Annotated in this window: 15 protein-coding genes; 6 read left to right on the top strand and 9 right to left on the bottom strand. The window is 72.1% G+C overall.

Annotation, left to right across the window (positions count from 1 at the left end; all coding sequences use genetic code 11):
* Positions 1-114 precede the first annotated feature (114 nt).
* The gene (locus AC0VX6_RS02645) at positions 115-786 is read left to right on the top strand and encodes a winged helix-turn-helix domain-containing protein (protein ID WP_274976054.1); all 672 of its coding nucleotides are present in this window, start codon (positions 115-117) and stop codon (positions 784-786) included.
* Positions 783-2,030 carry an MFS transporter gene (locus AC0VX6_RS02640; protein ID WP_274976053.1) on the top strand — a complete coding sequence of 416 codons (1,248 nt, stop codon included), beginning with the start codon at positions 783-785 and terminating at the stop codon, positions 2,028-2,030. The genes AC0VX6_RS02645 and AC0VX6_RS02640 overlap by 4 nt, the downstream gene beginning before the upstream one ends.
* 158 nt (positions 2,031-2,188) lie before the next feature.
* Here the strand turns inward: AC0VX6_RS02640 and AC0VX6_RS02635 are convergent, their stop codons facing one another.
* Positions 2,189-2,596 carry a DUF4229 domain-containing protein gene (locus AC0VX6_RS02635; protein WP_274976052.1) on the bottom strand — a complete coding sequence of 136 codons (408 nt, stop codon included), beginning with the start codon at positions 2,594-2,596 and terminating at the stop codon, positions 2,189-2,191.
* 422 nt (positions 2,597-3,018) lie between these two features.
* On the opposite strand from AC0VX6_RS02635, the gene AC0VX6_RS02630 reads away from it, so the two are divergent.
* The 3 genes from AC0VX6_RS02630 (at position 3,019) to AC0VX6_RS02620 (ending at position 4,642) form a co-directional block, all read left to right on the top strand.
* Positions 3,019-3,219: a BldC family transcriptional regulator gene (locus AC0VX6_RS02630; RefSeq protein WP_017535950.1), complete on the top strand. Its 201-nt coding sequence runs from the start codon at positions 3,019-3,021 to the stop codon at positions 3,217-3,219.
* 164 nt (positions 3,220-3,383) lie between these two features.
* Positions 3,384-3,740 (top strand): PLD nuclease N-terminal domain-containing protein, encoded by a 357-nt coding sequence (locus AC0VX6_RS02625; RefSeq protein WP_248773343.1) that lies wholly within the window; start codon positions 3,384-3,386, stop codon positions 3,738-3,740.
* 266 nt (positions 3,741-4,006) lie between these two features.
* On the top strand, positions 4,007-4,642 hold the full coding sequence (locus AC0VX6_RS02620; protein WP_475467320.1) for a DUF4333 domain-containing protein: 636 nt from the start codon (positions 4,007-4,009) through the stop codon (positions 4,640-4,642).
* A gap of 72 nt (positions 4,643-4,714) precedes the next feature.
* On the opposite strand, the gene AC0VX6_RS02615 is transcribed toward AC0VX6_RS02620, so the two are convergent.
* Positions 4,715-5,998, bottom strand: coding sequence for a pectate lyase family protein (locus AC0VX6_RS02615; protein ID WP_274976050.1), 1,284 nt, complete (start codon positions 5,996-5,998; stop codon positions 4,715-4,717).
* Between the two features lie 187 nt (positions 5,999-6,185).
* On the opposite strand from AC0VX6_RS02615, the gene AC0VX6_RS02610 reads away from it, so the two are divergent.
* Positions 6,186-7,160, top strand: a complete 975-nt coding sequence (locus tag AC0VX6_RS02610) for a LacI family DNA-binding transcriptional regulator (protein ID WP_274976049.1) — start codon at positions 6,186-6,188, stop codon at positions 7,158-7,160.
* 237 nt (positions 7,161-7,397) lie between these two features.
* On the opposite strand, the gene ccsB is transcribed toward AC0VX6_RS02610, so the two are convergent.
* From ccsB to AC0VX6_RS02575, 7 genes are all read right to left on the bottom strand, one after another.
* Entirely contained in the window at positions 7,398-8,390 is a 993-nt protein-coding gene (ccsB, locus tag AC0VX6_RS02605; RefSeq protein ID WP_274976048.1) for a c-type cytochrome biogenesis protein CcsB, read from the bottom strand.
* A complete protein-coding gene (gene resB, locus AC0VX6_RS02600; protein ID WP_274976047.1) occupies positions 8,387-10,090 on the bottom strand; it encodes a cytochrome c biogenesis protein ResB in 1,704 nt (567 codons plus the stop codon). Before resB ends, ccsB begins: the two co-directional genes overlap by 4 nt.
* Positions 10,090-10,902, bottom strand: coding sequence for a cytochrome c biogenesis CcdA family protein (locus AC0VX6_RS02595; protein ID WP_475467319.1), 813 nt, complete (start codon positions 10,900-10,902; stop codon positions 10,090-10,092). The genes resB and AC0VX6_RS02595 overlap by 1 nt, the downstream gene beginning before the upstream one ends.
* On the bottom strand, positions 10,902-11,669 hold the full coding sequence (locus AC0VX6_RS02590; protein WP_475467318.1) for a TlpA family protein disulfide reductase: 768 nt from the start codon (positions 11,667-11,669) through the stop codon (positions 10,902-10,904). Before AC0VX6_RS02590 ends, AC0VX6_RS02595 begins: the two co-directional genes overlap by 1 nt.
* A 265-nt stretch (positions 11,670-11,934) precedes the next feature.
* Positions 11,935-12,138, bottom strand: a complete 204-nt coding sequence (locus AC0VX6_RS02585) for a helix-turn-helix domain-containing protein (protein ID WP_013155995.1) — start codon at positions 12,136-12,138, stop codon at positions 11,935-11,937.
* A 245-nt stretch (positions 12,139-12,383) separates the two neighbouring features.
* A complete protein-coding gene (locus AC0VX6_RS02580) occupies positions 12,384-13,181 on the bottom strand; it encodes a phosphatase (RefSeq protein WP_047872089.1) in 798 nt (265 codons plus the stop codon).
* A 254-nt stretch (positions 13,182-13,435) separates the two neighbouring features.
* On the bottom strand, positions 13,436-14,596 hold the full coding sequence (locus AC0VX6_RS02575; protein WP_212641692.1) for an acetoin utilization protein AcuC: 1,161 nt from the start codon (positions 14,594-14,596) through the stop codon (positions 13,436-13,438).
* Between the last annotated feature and the right edge of the window lie 153 nt (positions 14,597-14,749).

Raw genomic sequence — 14,749 nt, 5'->3', positions numbered from 1 at the left:
AGGAAACTAGATATATGACCCGTGGAGTCGGAGGTTCCGGATTGCCGGAACCAGACCAAGGGTTCTCGGCCAACAACTCTTGGCCAAGAACCCTTGGGCGTCTACAGTGACCGCATGGACGACTCCACCCCCCGCGACGACGAGACCCCCTCCCAGGTCCCGGACCGCGCCCCCGACCCCTTCGCCCACGCGGCGACCCTCGACGCCCGCTCCCTCCGCGGGCTGGCCCACCCCCTGCGCATCCGCGTCCTCAACCTCCTCCAGCAGCGGGGGCCCGCCACCGGCAAGACCGTCTCGGAGTGGCTGGACGTCTCCTCCGCCTCGGCCAGCTACCACCTCCGGCAGTTGGAGGCGCACGGGTTCATCGAGGAGGACCCCTCCCTGGGCACCACGCGGGAGCGCTGGTGGCGCTCCAGGCACAAGGGCTTCCGCTTCCCCGAGCACCTGGACACCGACGAGCCCGAGCTGAGCACCGCCGTGCGCATGGCCCTGGCCGCCAGTTGGAGCGGGGAACTGGCCTCGGCCGTCAACCTGTGGGCGGCCCAGCCCGAGGGATGGCGCGAGGCCCAGGTCATGTCCGGGCGGCGCACGGAACTGACCCTGGAGGAGCTCGCCGCCTTCCGGGAGGAGGTCCGCGCGCTCTTCGACCGCTACACGCGCGAGACCGGCGCCCCCGGCAGCCGACCGGTGCACGTCCAGTTCGCCGCCTTCCCCGACCCCGAGGACCGGGGACCGGGCACGGAGGACGGCGAGGGGGACGACGGGGCGACGGAGACGGGGGCGTGAGAGACGTCGGCGGACTGGTCGCCGCCCAGGCCCTGTGCTACACCGCCACGCGGCTGGCGATGATCGCCATCCCCTGGTTCGTCCTGGAGACCACCGGCAGCCCGGCGTCCATGGGGGCGGTGGCCTTCTTCGAGATCGGCTCCTACACCCTGGCCCGGCTGCTGGGCGGACCACTGCTGGACCGGATGGGCCAGCGCGCGGTGAGCGTGCGCGCCGACCTCGTCGCCGCGGCGGCGGTGGTCTGCGTCCCGCTGCTGCACGCGTCCGGGCTGCTGTCCTTCCCCGTGCTCCTGGTGCTGGTGACGGTGATCGGCCTGGCCACCGGCCCCGCCGAGGCCGCCAAGGTCTCCATGGCCCCGGCCGTCGCCGAACGCACGGGGACGCGCCTCGAACGGGTCACCGGACTCACCGGAACCGTGGACCGGCTGTCCACGACCGTCGGTCCGGTGGCCGCGGGCGGCCTGGTGTCCCTGCTCGGCGCGCTCCCGGCCCTGTACGCGAACGCCGCGCTGCTCGCCGCGGCGGCGGTGGTGCTGGCCGCCACCCAGCCCGGGGAGCGCCCCGGCCCGGGCGAGGACCCCGAGGCGGACTCGGGCTACCTGGCGAGGCTGCGCACCGGCTGGCGGGCGGTCTGGGACGACGCCACGCTGCGCGTCCTGGTGGTCGTGCTCGCGGTCACCAACATGATCGACATGTCCGTGGCCTCGGTGCTGCTGCCGGTGTGGGTGGACGAGAACGGCATGGGCCCCGCGGTGGTCGGCCTCCTGGGCGGCGTGATGGGCGCGGCCTCGGTGGTGGGCTCGCTCGCGGCCACGGCGGTCGGGCACCTGCTGCCCCGGCGGGCGGTGTTCTTCGCGGGGCTGGTGCTGGCCGGGCCGCCCCGGCTGGTCGTACTGGCGCTGGACGTGCCGCTGTGGGCGGTCCTGGCGGTGTGGGGTCTGTGCGGGCTCGGGGGCGGGGTGCTCAACCCGATCCTGGGCGCGGTGATGTTCGAGCGCCTGCCCCGCCGCGCCGTGGGGCGGGGGACGGCGACGATCGGCGCGCTGACCCGGATGGCGGCGCCGCTGGGCGCGCCCGTGGCGGGCGCGGCGGCCGGGCTGCTCGGAGCGGCGCCGGTGCTGCTGGCGTGCGCGGCCCTCTACCTGGCCGCGGTCCTGCCGCCGCTCGTGGGTCGCGCGGCCGGGGGCCTGGACAGGCGCGGGACGGAGCCGGACCGGTCACCTGACGGGGCGGGCACGGGCTGAGGCACCGGCCGACCCCGGCTGAGGCACACGCACGCGGGCACGGGCTCACGCGGGCACGGGCTGAGGTGGGCGGGAGCGCGGGGTCCGGCCCCCGGCCGTGGCGCGCCGGGGCGGCACCGGCCGACCCCGGCTGAGGTACGCGGGAGCGGGGCGCCCGGTCAGGACTCCCTGGCCGCGGTCGGCGCGTCCCCGCCCCGCTTCGCCTCGACCCTGTCCTCCCCGGCATCGGCGTCCGCCCCGGCCGGGGCCGCCTCCTGCTCCGGGGCCTCCGGCGCCTCCTGGCCGGGCGCCTCCTGGCCCGGCGCCTCCTGGAACTCGTCCTCGCGGGCGGAGGCGGCCGACAGGCGCGCGGACACGCTGTCCGCCTTGCGGCGCTCCATCCGCTCCACCGCGCTCGCGGAGATCCTGTCGCGCATCCCGGACAGCAGGACATAGGAGGCGAGTCCGCTGACCAGCCAGGCCAGGATGAGGGCGATCCACGCACGGGCGCCGAAAAGGTAGACCACTCCGAAGGCCGCCGCGAACAGCCCCAGGCGGGCGGCGGTATAGGTCAGCAAGCTACGCATCCAAAAGCCTCACAACAGACGATTACCTGGACTAGATTGGTCGCTACGCCCATCGGCGGCGCGGAACGCCCGGTCAACACCCGTGTCCGGACGTTCCCACACCCGGCACGGGTCGGGCCGACGGCCTTCCACAGGTCCTTATCTCCAGGTTAAGGGCGTGCCCGCTGCGACGGGCATCGGGTCGGTGTGTCGCCTGCGGCACAGGGGAACGGGACATAGGCGAACACGATTCGCATAGTCATGGGATGTTTCCAATCCCGACAGCAGGGCCCGAACATCACGTTCCGGTCACATATCCGGTACTCCTCCCCCCAACACCGCAATTTCTCCGAAAACTAGGGAGGAAACGGTCCAACTCGTGCACACTAGGGGATCAAACGCCCGCCGCCCCCACAGTCCGAGGCGGGCACGATTGGGGGAATGTGAAGGTGGAACGAGCAAGCGAACGCCTGTTGACCCCCGGGGAAGTGGCCTCACTCTTCCGGGTTGATCCCAAGACCGTCACGCGCTGGGCCGCCTCCGGGCGGATCAGCAGCATCCGGACTCCGGGAGGGCACCGCCGCTTCCGCGAGTCGGAGGTGCGCGCCCTCCTGCTCGGGGAGCCGAGCGAGAGCACGCCCTGAGGCCGAGTGCCCCGAGACAGCCCATCCGGCGGGAGCCAGAGCTCCAGGAGCCGCAGGGCCCTCCGGCCGCCCCGTCGGCCGGTCAGCCGCCCGCGGACTCCCACCTGCCCTCCGGCCCGGTGTCCCGACCGTGAGGAGTCGACTGCAAGAGTTAGGCTGGAACCATGGTGTGGCTTGGTGGCCTGATCACGCTCGTATCGATCGTTCTGTGGGTGTACGCGTTCTTCGACGCGCTCACCACCCCTTCCTCTGAGGTGCGCACTCTGCCGAAGGTGCTGTGGGTGTTCGTCATCGTGCTGTTCGTGCCCGTCGGCGCCATCCTGTGGCTCCTCCTCGGCCGCCCGCGCCAGGCGGCCGCACCCCGCGGGAGCGCGCCCTCCCCGACACAGGCCACGGCCTCGGCCGACGACCTCGACCCGTCCGACTTCACCAAGCCCTCGGGCAGCCCGCACCCGCTCGGACCGGACGACGACCCCGAGTTCCTGCGACGACTCAACCGGCGGATCGATCCGGAGGACTGACCCGGACACGACCGACCCGGACCGGTACACGACGACGGTGGGGGCCGCCCGACAGGACGCGGCCCCCACCGCTGTGTTCCAGCCTTCCCGTTCCCCCGCCCCGGGGCAAGTACATCCGGGCGCCCGGTCGGTTCTCCGGCGCAGCACCGCACGGACGGACCGGACACCGATGTCACATCCCCGCATCGGGGCCGTCCGCTCCGGAACCCGCTCTTCGCGTTCGGCGTCCATACCCGTGCACACCACCGAACACTGAGGAGGTCGCAGTGCGGCAGATCGGACACCGACGAGTCATCACCGGAACAGCGCTGGGGGCGGCTTCCCTCCTCCTGTCCACCGGCTGTTCGTTCGAGTTCAGCATCGGCGGCCCCGACGCGGTCAGCGCCGAACAGGTCGCCGAGCAGTCGAGCGAGATGCTGGCCGAGGAGGTGGGTCAGACCCCCGACGGCTTCACCTGCCCCGAGGACCTCCCCGCGGAGGTGGGCGCCGAGATCCGCTGTGAGCTCACCGCCGACGGCCAGACCCTCGGAGTGACAGTCACGACCACCTCGGTCGACGGCGACGACGTCCAGTGGGACGTCGAGGTCGACGACGCCCCGGCCGGGGACACCCCCGGGGACGACGCGGGCGGGGGCAGCGGCGGGGACGGAGGCACCGCCGCGAGCGACGGGGTCGTCCCGGCCGAGCAGGTCGCCCAGCAGTCGGCAACACAGTTGGAGGCGGTGGTCGGCAGGGCCCCCGAGGACTTCTCCTGCCCCCAGGGCCTCCCCGCGGAGGTGGGCGCCGAGATCCGCTGCAACCTCGTCGACGGGGGGATGAACTACGGCGTGACCATCACGACCACCTCGGTCGACGGCACCGACGTCCAGTGGGACATCGAGGTCGACGACCAGCCCCTGTAACCGCGGCGGCCCGCCCGGACGGAGCCGGGCGGGCCTGCCTCCCGTTACGCGACCACGCCGGGAGCGCCGGACTCAGAGCACTCCCGCGCCCGCCTCGCGCGGCACGCCGCGGACCGCGTGCACCGGCTCCACCCGCGTGGAGAACTGCGGCACCCAGGTCAGGTCGGTGCCCAGCGCCTGGTCGGGGTAGGCGTCGTTGTGCTCCCGCACCAGGTCCACCTCCGTGACGCGCCCGCGGCCGTCCTCCATCACCGCGTTCCCGTGCTCCACGATGTCGGTGCCGCCCCAGTTGCCGACGATCTCCCCGGCCGCGATGCCGTCGTGCAGGTCGAACAGGTTGTTCTCCGCGTACAGGTGCGACTCGAAGCCCACGCCCAGGCTGTACTGGTACAGGTCCGTGGCCACCGTGTAGTGGTTGTTGTAGACGTGCACCTGCCCGTAGCGCACGCGGGGCGCGCGCTGGCCCAGGCTGTCGAAGTGGTTGTGGTGCCAGGTGGTGCGCAGGTACCCGCGGTCGGTGGTGCGTCCGTCGCTGTTGCCCACGAGGATGGCCTTGTCCCGGCTGTCGAAGTGGTTGTAGGACACCGTCACCAGGTCGCTGGCGCGCACGATGTCGAGCAGGCCGTCGTGCACCTCGTACCGGCGCCCGAAGTACTCCGGCAGCTCCGAGCCCGGGTTGTCGCCGTCGTCGAACGTGTTGTGGTCGATCCACACGTTCGTGGAGCCGGAGACCTCCAGGTGGTCGTACTCGGAGTTCCAGTTGCCCTCGCCGCCGTCGCCGGGGTCCCAGCCCGGGAAGCAGTCGTGCGTGTCGGACAGGGTGAGGTTGCGCAGGATGACGTTGCGCGCACCGATCACCCGGATGCTCATCCCGGTGATCTCGGCGCCGTCCCCGGCGCCCACAATGGTCGTGTTGGAGCCGACCTCCACCCGGACGCGCTCCGCCTGGGCGGCGGACGAGGCCTCGCGGGCCTCCTCCAGCGGGCCGCTGGGGTCCTGCCAGCCCCACACCCCGGGGTCGTAGGCGGCCAGGTAGTCCTCCAGCGTGTAGCCGTCCACGGCGTAGTCCCCGCACGACAGGGGCGTGCCGTCCGGCGCCGTGTTCGCGTCGACGAGGCCCTCGACGTAGACGATCTTGGACTCGTCGCCGCTCACCGCCTCGCGGAACTCCTGCGCCGTGGAGACGCGGAAGACGTTCTCCGGGGAGGCGTCCGCGCCCCCCGTCGTCCCGCCTCCGGCCGAGGCCCAGCCGTCGCCCTCGGGCAGGACCTGCCTGCCCGGGTCGGGCGCCGCCTGGACGGGCGCGACGGCGGTCATCACCAACACCGCGCTCAGAGGGAGTACGAGCCTGCGCATGGTTCTGCTCCTCAGGGGGGAAACTGCAAACGGTTGCATGAACATCTCCCAGGAGCCGGACCGGCGTCAACCCCTCCCACCCGGGAAAACCCCGGAAAACCAGGCACCGGACCTGAAAGCACGCACTGGTCAACCACAACCGGTTGCCAGTAACCTCGGAACCGTTCCCCATCGAAGGAGGCCACGGGTGGCCGTGACCATCAAGGACGTCGCCCTGGCGAGCGGGGTGCACGTCTCCACCGTCTCCCGGACCTTCTCCGCCGCGCACCTCGTCAACGCCGACACCCGGACACGGGTGCTCGCCGCCGCCAGCGCCCTGGGCTACCGGCCCAACCGCGCCGCGCGCGCCCTGTCCACCCGCCGCACCGGCAACCTGGGGCTGATCGTCGCCGACATCGCCAACCCCTTCTTCCCGCCCCTGATCAAGGCCGCGCAGGCCCACGCCCGCCGCAGCGACCACCACGTGTTCGTCGCCGACACCGACGAGCAGGCCCGCGTGGAGGAGGAGCTGATCCGCTCCATGGCCACCCAGGTGGACGGCGCGCTCCTGGTCGCGCCGCGCCTGAGCAACCGCCTGATCGCCGAACTCAGCGCCGACGTGCCCTTCGTCGTGGTCAACCGCCAACCCGCCGGGCTGCCCGCCGTCCTCATGGACGTGGCCTCGGGCGCCGAGCAGGCCGTGGACCACCTCGCCACCCTCGGCCACCGCGAGATCGCCCTGCTCACCGGCCCGCGCGCGTCGTGGACCAACCAGCGCCTGGAGCGCGCGGCGGAGGAGGCCGCCCTGCGCCGCGGCCTCGTCCTGCACGGCGTGGGCCCCAACCAGCCCACCGAGGAGGGCGGCGCGGCCGCCGCCCGGCAGGTGCTGGACCTCGGCGCCACCGCCGTCCTGGCCTACAACGACCTGGTCGCCCTCGGCCTGGTCCAGAAGCTGCGTGACCTGGGCGCGTCCGTGCCCGGCGACCTCAGCGTCGTCGGCGTCGACAACACCCACACCGCCCGGCACTGCGACCTGACCAGTGTGGACATGCCCACCGCCGCGGCCGGGCGCGCCGCCATCGACCTGCTGCTGCACCGCATCAGCAGCGAGGACTCCCCCGGCACCGTCACCCTGGACACCCGCCTGGTCGTGCGCGGGTCCACCGCCGCCCCGCCCGCCTGAACACGGGGAACGCGGAGCCCCGAAGCACGCAGGACCCCGGGGCGAAGCGAAGCGGAGCCCCAAAGCGAACACGTCCGGGAGCCCGCGGGGTTCTGGAGGCGTCGGACGTGTGATCGCGAGGAACGAGCCATCACACGGGAGACGGCGAAGGTTCCCGCTCTCCGGGCGGCCGGACACGGAGCGGAGCCCCAAAGAAACGGGGCCCCGCCGTGGCGGGGCCCCGTTCGCGGATCGGGATCAGGCGTAGGAGTGCAGACCGCTGAACATGTAGTTCACCGCGAAGAAGTTGAACAGGATGGTCGCGAAGCCCACCACGTTGATCCACGTGGCCTTGGGCCCGCGCCAGCCGCCGGTGGCCCGGGCGTGCAGGTAGGCCGCGTAGATCACCCAGGAGATGAACGACCAGACCTCCTTGGGGTCCCAGCCCCAGAAGCGGCCCCAGGCCTCGTCGGCCCAGATGGAACCGGCGATGATGCCGAAGGTCCACAGCGGGAAGGCGAAGAGGATGAACCGGTGGGAGATCCGGTCCAGCAGCTCGGGGCTGGGCAGGCGGCCCGCGATACCGGCCACCTGCTCGCCCAGCGCGCGCTTGGCCTCGGCCCGGTGCGCCACGAGGTAGGTGACGCCGGCCGCGCCGGAGACCATGAAGGCGCCGCCCGCGATGATCGTCGCGGTCACGTGGATGGGCACCCAGTACGAGTGCAGGGCGGGGATGAGCGGGCCCGGGTCCACGTACAGCCAGCGGACGCCGATGCCCAGCAGGACGAGCACCGGGACCAGCACGAACGCGCCCAGGAAGCGCGCCTGGTACCGGTAGGAGGCGAAGAGCAGACCGCCCACCGCGACCAGGCACAGGGCCACGACGAACTCGAACATGTTGCCCCAGGGCCAGCGCCCGGCGGCCAGGCCGCGGGCGATGATCTGGGCGACGCCCATCACGAAGCCGAACGTCGTCACGCCCAGGGCGATCTTGCCCAGGACGCTCTGGGAGGCCCTGGCCTCCGCCTCGGTGCTGCGGACGTTGACCTCGATGCCGTCGTCGGCGCCGGACTCGGCACCGGCGTTGACCGGCATGAGCCGACCGGCTTTGAGCTTGGTGCGGCGTCCGTAGGCGGCCTCGATGGCGAAGAGGAACAGCGCAGCCGCGTACGTGACGATCATCGCGATGATCAACGAGTCACTGACTGACGTCATCACCTCGTCCACCTGTGCGGCGAGTGTGTACGTCACCGGTCACTCCCTTGTGTCGTCGACTCTGGCGGGTCGGATGGCGGATGGGGGTCGGAGCCCGGAGCGGGGTCCGGGTCGGAGTCCGGACCGGGAGCCGGACGGCCGTCCGGTCCGGAGCCGGAGTCCCCGTCGGACAGACTCCGGAGCCGTCCGGCGAGTTCCGTGGTGAGTTCGTGGAACTCCACGTTGTTGCCGGCCGCCTCGGTCTTGCCCAGGGCGGCCAGCTCCACGCGGGTGCGGCCGTCCCCGCTCCGGGTCGCGCGCACCCACACGCGGCGCGGGCGGACGAACAGGGTGATGATCAGCCCGGCGACGGCCAGGGAGGCCGCGGCCAGCGCGGGCAGCCGTGCGCCGTCGCGGTTCATCTGGAGGCTGACGTACTCCTTGTAGCCGGAGAAGGTGATCGACCCGGCGCCCTCGGGCAGCTCCCAGGTGTCCCCGATCTCCATCACGGGGGAGCTGCCCAGCTCCTCCATGCCGCCGGTGCGCAGCTGGTAGACCGACTGCGGGTCGACCAGCCCGAGGTCGCCCTGGTAGCCCTCCAGCGTGATCCGCGGGTTCCGGGCGCCCGGGAAGTTGGAGACCACCTCCCCCTCCGGCGTCTCCACCGCGCTGGGCAGGAACACCCCGACGAAGCCGAGCTGTTCGCCCCCGGTGTCGGGCACCTTGACCACGCCGTCGGAGGTATAGGAGGCCGTGTCCCGGTGCAGGAAGGGGACCGCCTGGTCGAAGACCACGTCGCCCTCGGCGTTGCGCACCTCGAACTCCGGCGCGTACCCGTGGCCGAGCAGGTAGACCTGCACGCCCGACACGCTCAGCGGGTGGTTGACCTCCAGCCGGTGCCGCTCCTGCGGCGCGTCGGGCGCCTCCCTGTAGGTGAGGTCGGCGACGTAGGACTCGGCCTGTCCGCGCAGACCGCCGTCCTCGATGAAGGAGGCCTCGAAGTCGTCCAGGTGGATGGAGAAGGGCTCCAGGGAGTCGGTGTCGGTCCAGTGCCCGGGATAGATGGCGTCGTAGGAGGTCAGGGTGTTGGCGAACCCGTCGCCCTCCACCAGGAGCATGTTGCCGCGGTAGCCGAAGAAGGACCCGGCGGCCAGGGCCAGCAGCAGGCCGAGCAGGGCGAAGTGGAACAGGACGTTCCCGGCCTCGCGCAGGTAGCCGGTCTCGGTGGAGAGGGAGTCGCCGTAGCGCTCGGTCCGGTGGCGCCGCAGGACCTTGCGGGACTGCTCCAGCACCGTCTCGGGGTCGGCGTCGGTGGTGAACGCGGCGGCGTAGGGCATCCGGCCCAGGTTCTTGGGCGTGTGCACCGGGCGGGCCCGCACCGCGCGGGCGTGCGTCAGCGCGCGCGGGAGCACGCAGCCCGCCAGGGAGACGAACAGCAGCAGGTAGATCGCCGCGTACCAGGGCGAGGAGAACACGTCGAAGAGGTAGAACCGGTCCAGCCAGGGCGCCAGTTCGGGGTTCTCCTGGAAGTAGACGTTGACCTCGTCGACGCTCACCACGTTCTGCGGCAGGATCGAGCCCGGGATGGCCCCGACCGCCAGCAGGAACAGCAGGATCAGGGCGGTGCGCATCGAGGTCAGGGTGCGCCAGATCCAGCGCAGCCAGCCGGCCGCGCCCAGGCCCTTGGGGCGCGGTCGGGCGCTCTCCCCGTCCCGGGCGGCGGTGCCGGTCCCTCGGTCGTTCGCGGTCGTGCTCATCAGATCACCGTCTGGAAGTCGGCGGCCCAGCCCTGCATGGCGATGGTCAGCTGTGTCCACAGGCCGGTCACCATCGCCAGGCCGACCAGGACGAGCATGGCCCCGCCGATCACGGTGACCGTGCGGGTGCGGCGCTTGAGCCAGTCGAAGGTGCCCAGCGCGCGCCGGTAGAGGAGGGAGGCCAGGACGAACGGCAGTCCGAGGCCGACGCAGTAGGCCAGGGACAGCAGCATGCCGCGTCCGGCGCCGCCCTCGACGAAGGCGAGGGTCTGCACGGCGGCCAGGGTCGGCCCGATGCAGGGGGTCCAGCCCAGGCCGAACAGGACGCCGAGCAGCGGGGCGCCCGCCAGTCCGGCGCGCGGCAGGCGGTGGAAGCGGAACTCGCGCCCGAAGCCCGGGATGACGCCCATGAAGGCCAGGCCCAGGACGACGGTGAGGACGCCGAGCACCCGCGTGATGGGGTCGGTGTAGTCCATGAGGATCTCGCCGAGCCAGCCGATGAAGCCGCCGACGGCGACGAACACCAGGGTGAACCCGGCGATGAACAGGATGCTGCCCGTGACCATGGTCCAGCGGCGGGAGGCCAGTTCGGCGTCGACGTCGGCGACGGTGGCGGTGGCGGTGCCGCCCCCCGCGGGCGAGGCCGTGCGCTCGCGCACCTGGGTGCCGCTCATCCCGGTCACGTAGGACAGGTAGCCGGGCACGAGCGGGAGCACGCAGGGCGAGAGGAAGGAGACCAGGCCCGCGGCCAGGGCCAGCGGGATCGCGGCCAGCAGGGAGCCGGTGAGGACGGTGGTGCCGATGGGGTCCATCAGTCCTCGTTCCCGGAGCCGTCGGAGTCCTGGTCCGCCTCGGACGGGGCGTCCGAGGGCTCGGCCGAGGGGTCGGCCGAGGGGTCGGCCTCCTCCGGGGACGCCGTCTCCCCGGCCTCCTGCTCCGCGACCCGGGGGCGCTCCTCCGGGTCGCCGAAGTCGAACTCGACCACCAGCGGGTTGAGCAGCTCGGTGAGCTGGCCGTAGGTGGTCGGGCCGATGACGCGGGCGGCGATGCGGCCCTCGGGGTCGATGACGAGCGTGCTGGGGATGGAGCGCGGGGGCACGGTGTCGCGGAAGGCCTGGGGCACCGCGCCGGGCTGGTCGTACAGGCTCGGGTAGGGGACGTCCATGCTCTCCTGGTAGGAGCGCGCGGCCGTCTCGTCGTCCTTGATGTTCACGCCGAGGAAGTCCACGCCCAGGTCCGCGTACTCGGCGTGCACCTCGTCCAGGACCGGCTGCTCGGCGCGGCAGGGGCCGCACCAGCTCGCCCAGACGTTGAGGACGACGATGCCGCCCTCGTAGTCGCCGAGGGAGACCTCCTCGCCGTCGAGGGTGGTGCCGGTGACCTCGGGCGCCTCCGTGCGCTCGGCGGTCTCGAAGGTGGTGGCGCTGCCGTCTCCGGAGATGAAGCGGTTTTCCTCGTCGCTGGCCTGGATCTCGTTGCCCCCGGCGCAGCCGGTCAGGGCGAGTACGGCGGCCAGTCCGGCCGCCGCCAGGCGCGGCACGGTACGACTCCGGCGCGTACCGGTGCTGGTGCTGGGCATCGAGGGGACCTCGCGAACGGGGTGTGAACAGGGCGGACTACAACAACGACAAAGTGTAGTAGATGCCCTGGAGCCCGTTCGGCCGCCCCGGCACAAGGGGGAACCGCGGCCGGTGGGGGTGGGGACGGCCCTGCCGCGCGCCGGGGCGGCGCGCCGGGGCGGGGACGGGAAGACCCCGGTGGGGGCGGTGTCCGTCAGTCACCGCCCCCCGGGTGTGTCGGCTGACCGGGGGCCGGGGGGCGGCCCCGGTCGGCCGGGCCCTGGATCAACCAGCCTCGACGAAAGCCTCGCGGAGGTAGTCGTGCACGGCCCGCTCGGGAACCCGGTAGGAACGCCCCACGCGAATCGCGGGGAGAACTCCCGAGTGCACCATTCGGTAAACGGTCATCTTGGACACACGCATGATCGTGGCTACCTCCGCCACGGTCAGGAACCTGACCTCTTCGAGAGGCGGCTTGCTCCCGTTCATCTTTCGACGCCCTCATTCCCGGACGTGAGCATTGTCTACCCTTGGGACCGGCGTGGTGTGCGGCGGCGACCCCGGTGTGCCCACCCCAAACCACGCCAGCGTGTCACGCTGTCACTACTGACACGTCCGTTTTCAGAGTAGAGCCGAGTTCGCCTCAGCGAAAGGCCGTTGGGACTGTCTTCGGCGCTATGTGTTGATGGCGGGTCGGATGAGGTTTAACGGTGGGTATAAATGGTCTCCCCCACTCACAGGAGACCGGCCCGGGCGAGAACGTATTCGCGCAGCGGGGCGTAGTCCTCGGTCAGGTAACCGTCGTCCAAAGGCACCGTGACCAGTAGTTTCCCCTCGGCCTCGGCGAGGAAGAGGGCGGGGTCGTTGCAGTCGGCGAAGCCCATCGCGGGCACTCCCGCCTCACCGGCCGCACCCGCGAACCCGTGGTCGGCGATGACCAACTGCGGCCATGCCTCACCGCGGTCCGCGAGGTCCCCGAGGATGGCACGCATGGCGAAGGGGTGGTGGCTGTGACGGGCGAGACGGCCGTCCGTGACGATGGCGATGTCGTCCTCCCACACCACGATCCGGCGGTTCGGCGGGCGCTCCGTGGTCACTTCGTAGGAGTAGCCGCCACCAGCGGTGAGGACCTGGCACCCGCGCTCTGCGAGGGCGTCCTTCCAGGCGCGGTAGGTCTCGCGGAGGTTGCGCGGGTGGCCGGTGGCGAACAGGACCCGTTCCCGGCGCTCGGCGGCCAGGGCCAGCCGGTCGGCGAAGGCCTCCAGGGCGTCGATGGTCAGGTCGGGGTCGATGGTGTCGATCCCCCACACGTACTCCTCGTCGGCCACCACGCCGCAGCGCTTGCTCATCAGCGCCAGGACCTCGGAGTAGGTCCAGTCGTGGGAGAAGGTGAGGCCGAACTGGTGGTAGGGGTCCTTCTGGACGAGCCGCCGGTAGTGCCGCAGGTTGTTCTGGCGCGGGGTGTCGACGTGCCCGGCGATTCCCGTGCGCACCAGATAGGTGATCAGTTCAGCGCGTGTCGGCGGCGTCACCTGGCGCTCCCCTTCCTCGTCTGCGCAGCGAGCGTGCGCCACGCTGGGCGGCCACCACGGCGCCTGCTCCTGTTCGCCCGGTATTCAACCTCTGTCCTACCCGCTTCGGACGCGACACGCGCGGCTCCTCCGGAATTCACGCCGGTCGACACCGGGGTGTTATGGGAGCCGTCCCGTGAGCCGCCCGGAGTCCCGTGAGCCCCTGCCGGCACCGAATCGGCGACCCGGTCGCGGCGACGCGGAAGGGCTGGCCCCTACAGGCTCGGGTCGATCCCGTGGCTGGGGAAGACCGCGGTCCGGGTCGCGTGGATGGCCCGGTCCACCGGGTCGCCCGGGTCGTAGCCGTCCACGAAGTGGTCGAAGACGACCTCGCGCCCGTCGGTCATGTACAGCGGCGCCAGCTCACCCGTGCGCTGGCGCACGAAGTCGCGCCAGCCCTGCGGGGTCTCGGTGTCGGGGTCGACGGGGCGGCCCGCGGCCTCGCCCAGCAGATGGGTCCAGGCGCGGGGGACGACGTGGACCAGCCCGTACCCGCCGCCGCCGAACAGCAGCCAGCGGCCGCCGGCCGTCTTGCGGGCCAGCTCGTGCAGCTCGGCGTAGGCGCGGCGCTGGCCGTCCACGCTCAGGGTGAGGTTGGCGAGCGGGTCCAGGGCGTGGGTGTCGCAGCCCTGCTGGGTCACCAGGATCTCGGGCTGGAACTCGTGCAGCAGCGGCGGGACGACGGCGTCGAAGGCGCGGTGCCAGCCGTTGTCGCCGGTGCCCGCGGGCAGGGCGACGTTGACCGCGTACCCCTCGGCGTCCGGGCCGCCGGTCTCGGAGGCCTGGCCGGTGCCGGGGAACAGGGTCGCCGGGGACTCGTGGAGGCTGATGGTGAGCACGCGCGGGTCGTTGTAGAAGGCGTTCTGGACGCCGTCGCCGTGGTGGACGTCCACGTCCACGTAGGCGACGCGCTTGGCCCCCTGCTCCAGCAGCCAGGCGATGGCCAGGGCGGGGTCGTTGTAGACGCAGAAGCCCCAGGCGTTGCCGCGCATGGCGTGGTGCAGGCCGCCCGCGATGTTGGCCGCGTGCGCGGTCTCACCGCTCCACACCGCCCGCGCGGCGGCCACGGAGGCGCCGGAGATGAGCGCGGCGGCGTCGTGCATGTCCTTGAAGACGGGGTTGTCGGAGGTGCCCAGCATGTGGACGTCGTCGGGCTCCAGCGTGCGGCCCGCGCGCTTGACCGCCTCGATGTAGGCGGGGTCGTGCACGAGGGACAGGAGTTCGTCCGAGGCGGGTTCGACGTCCAGGAGTCCGACCCCCGGCGCGTCCAGCACGCCGAGTTCGCGGCTGAGCGCCATGGTCAGCTCGACGCGTATCGGCGCCATCGGGTGCTGCGGACCGAAGTCGTAGGCCGTGAGTCCGTCGTCCCATGCCACCCGAAGCGAGCAGGACGTGCGCCCTCCCATGTGGTGACCCCCGTTTCAGGTGTGCGTGCTCCGAAGCACACAGTACGCACAACCGCACGCGTGGACGAACCCCGGGGTTGGCCGCCGGTCCGGCACGGGGGCCGGCCCCCGTGCCGGACCGCG

It is taken from the genome of Nocardiopsis sp. iso_25 (assembly GCF_056173305.1).
Note: the sequence above shows the minus strand (reverse complement) of the source record. Positions and strands in the feature narration are given on the sequence as shown.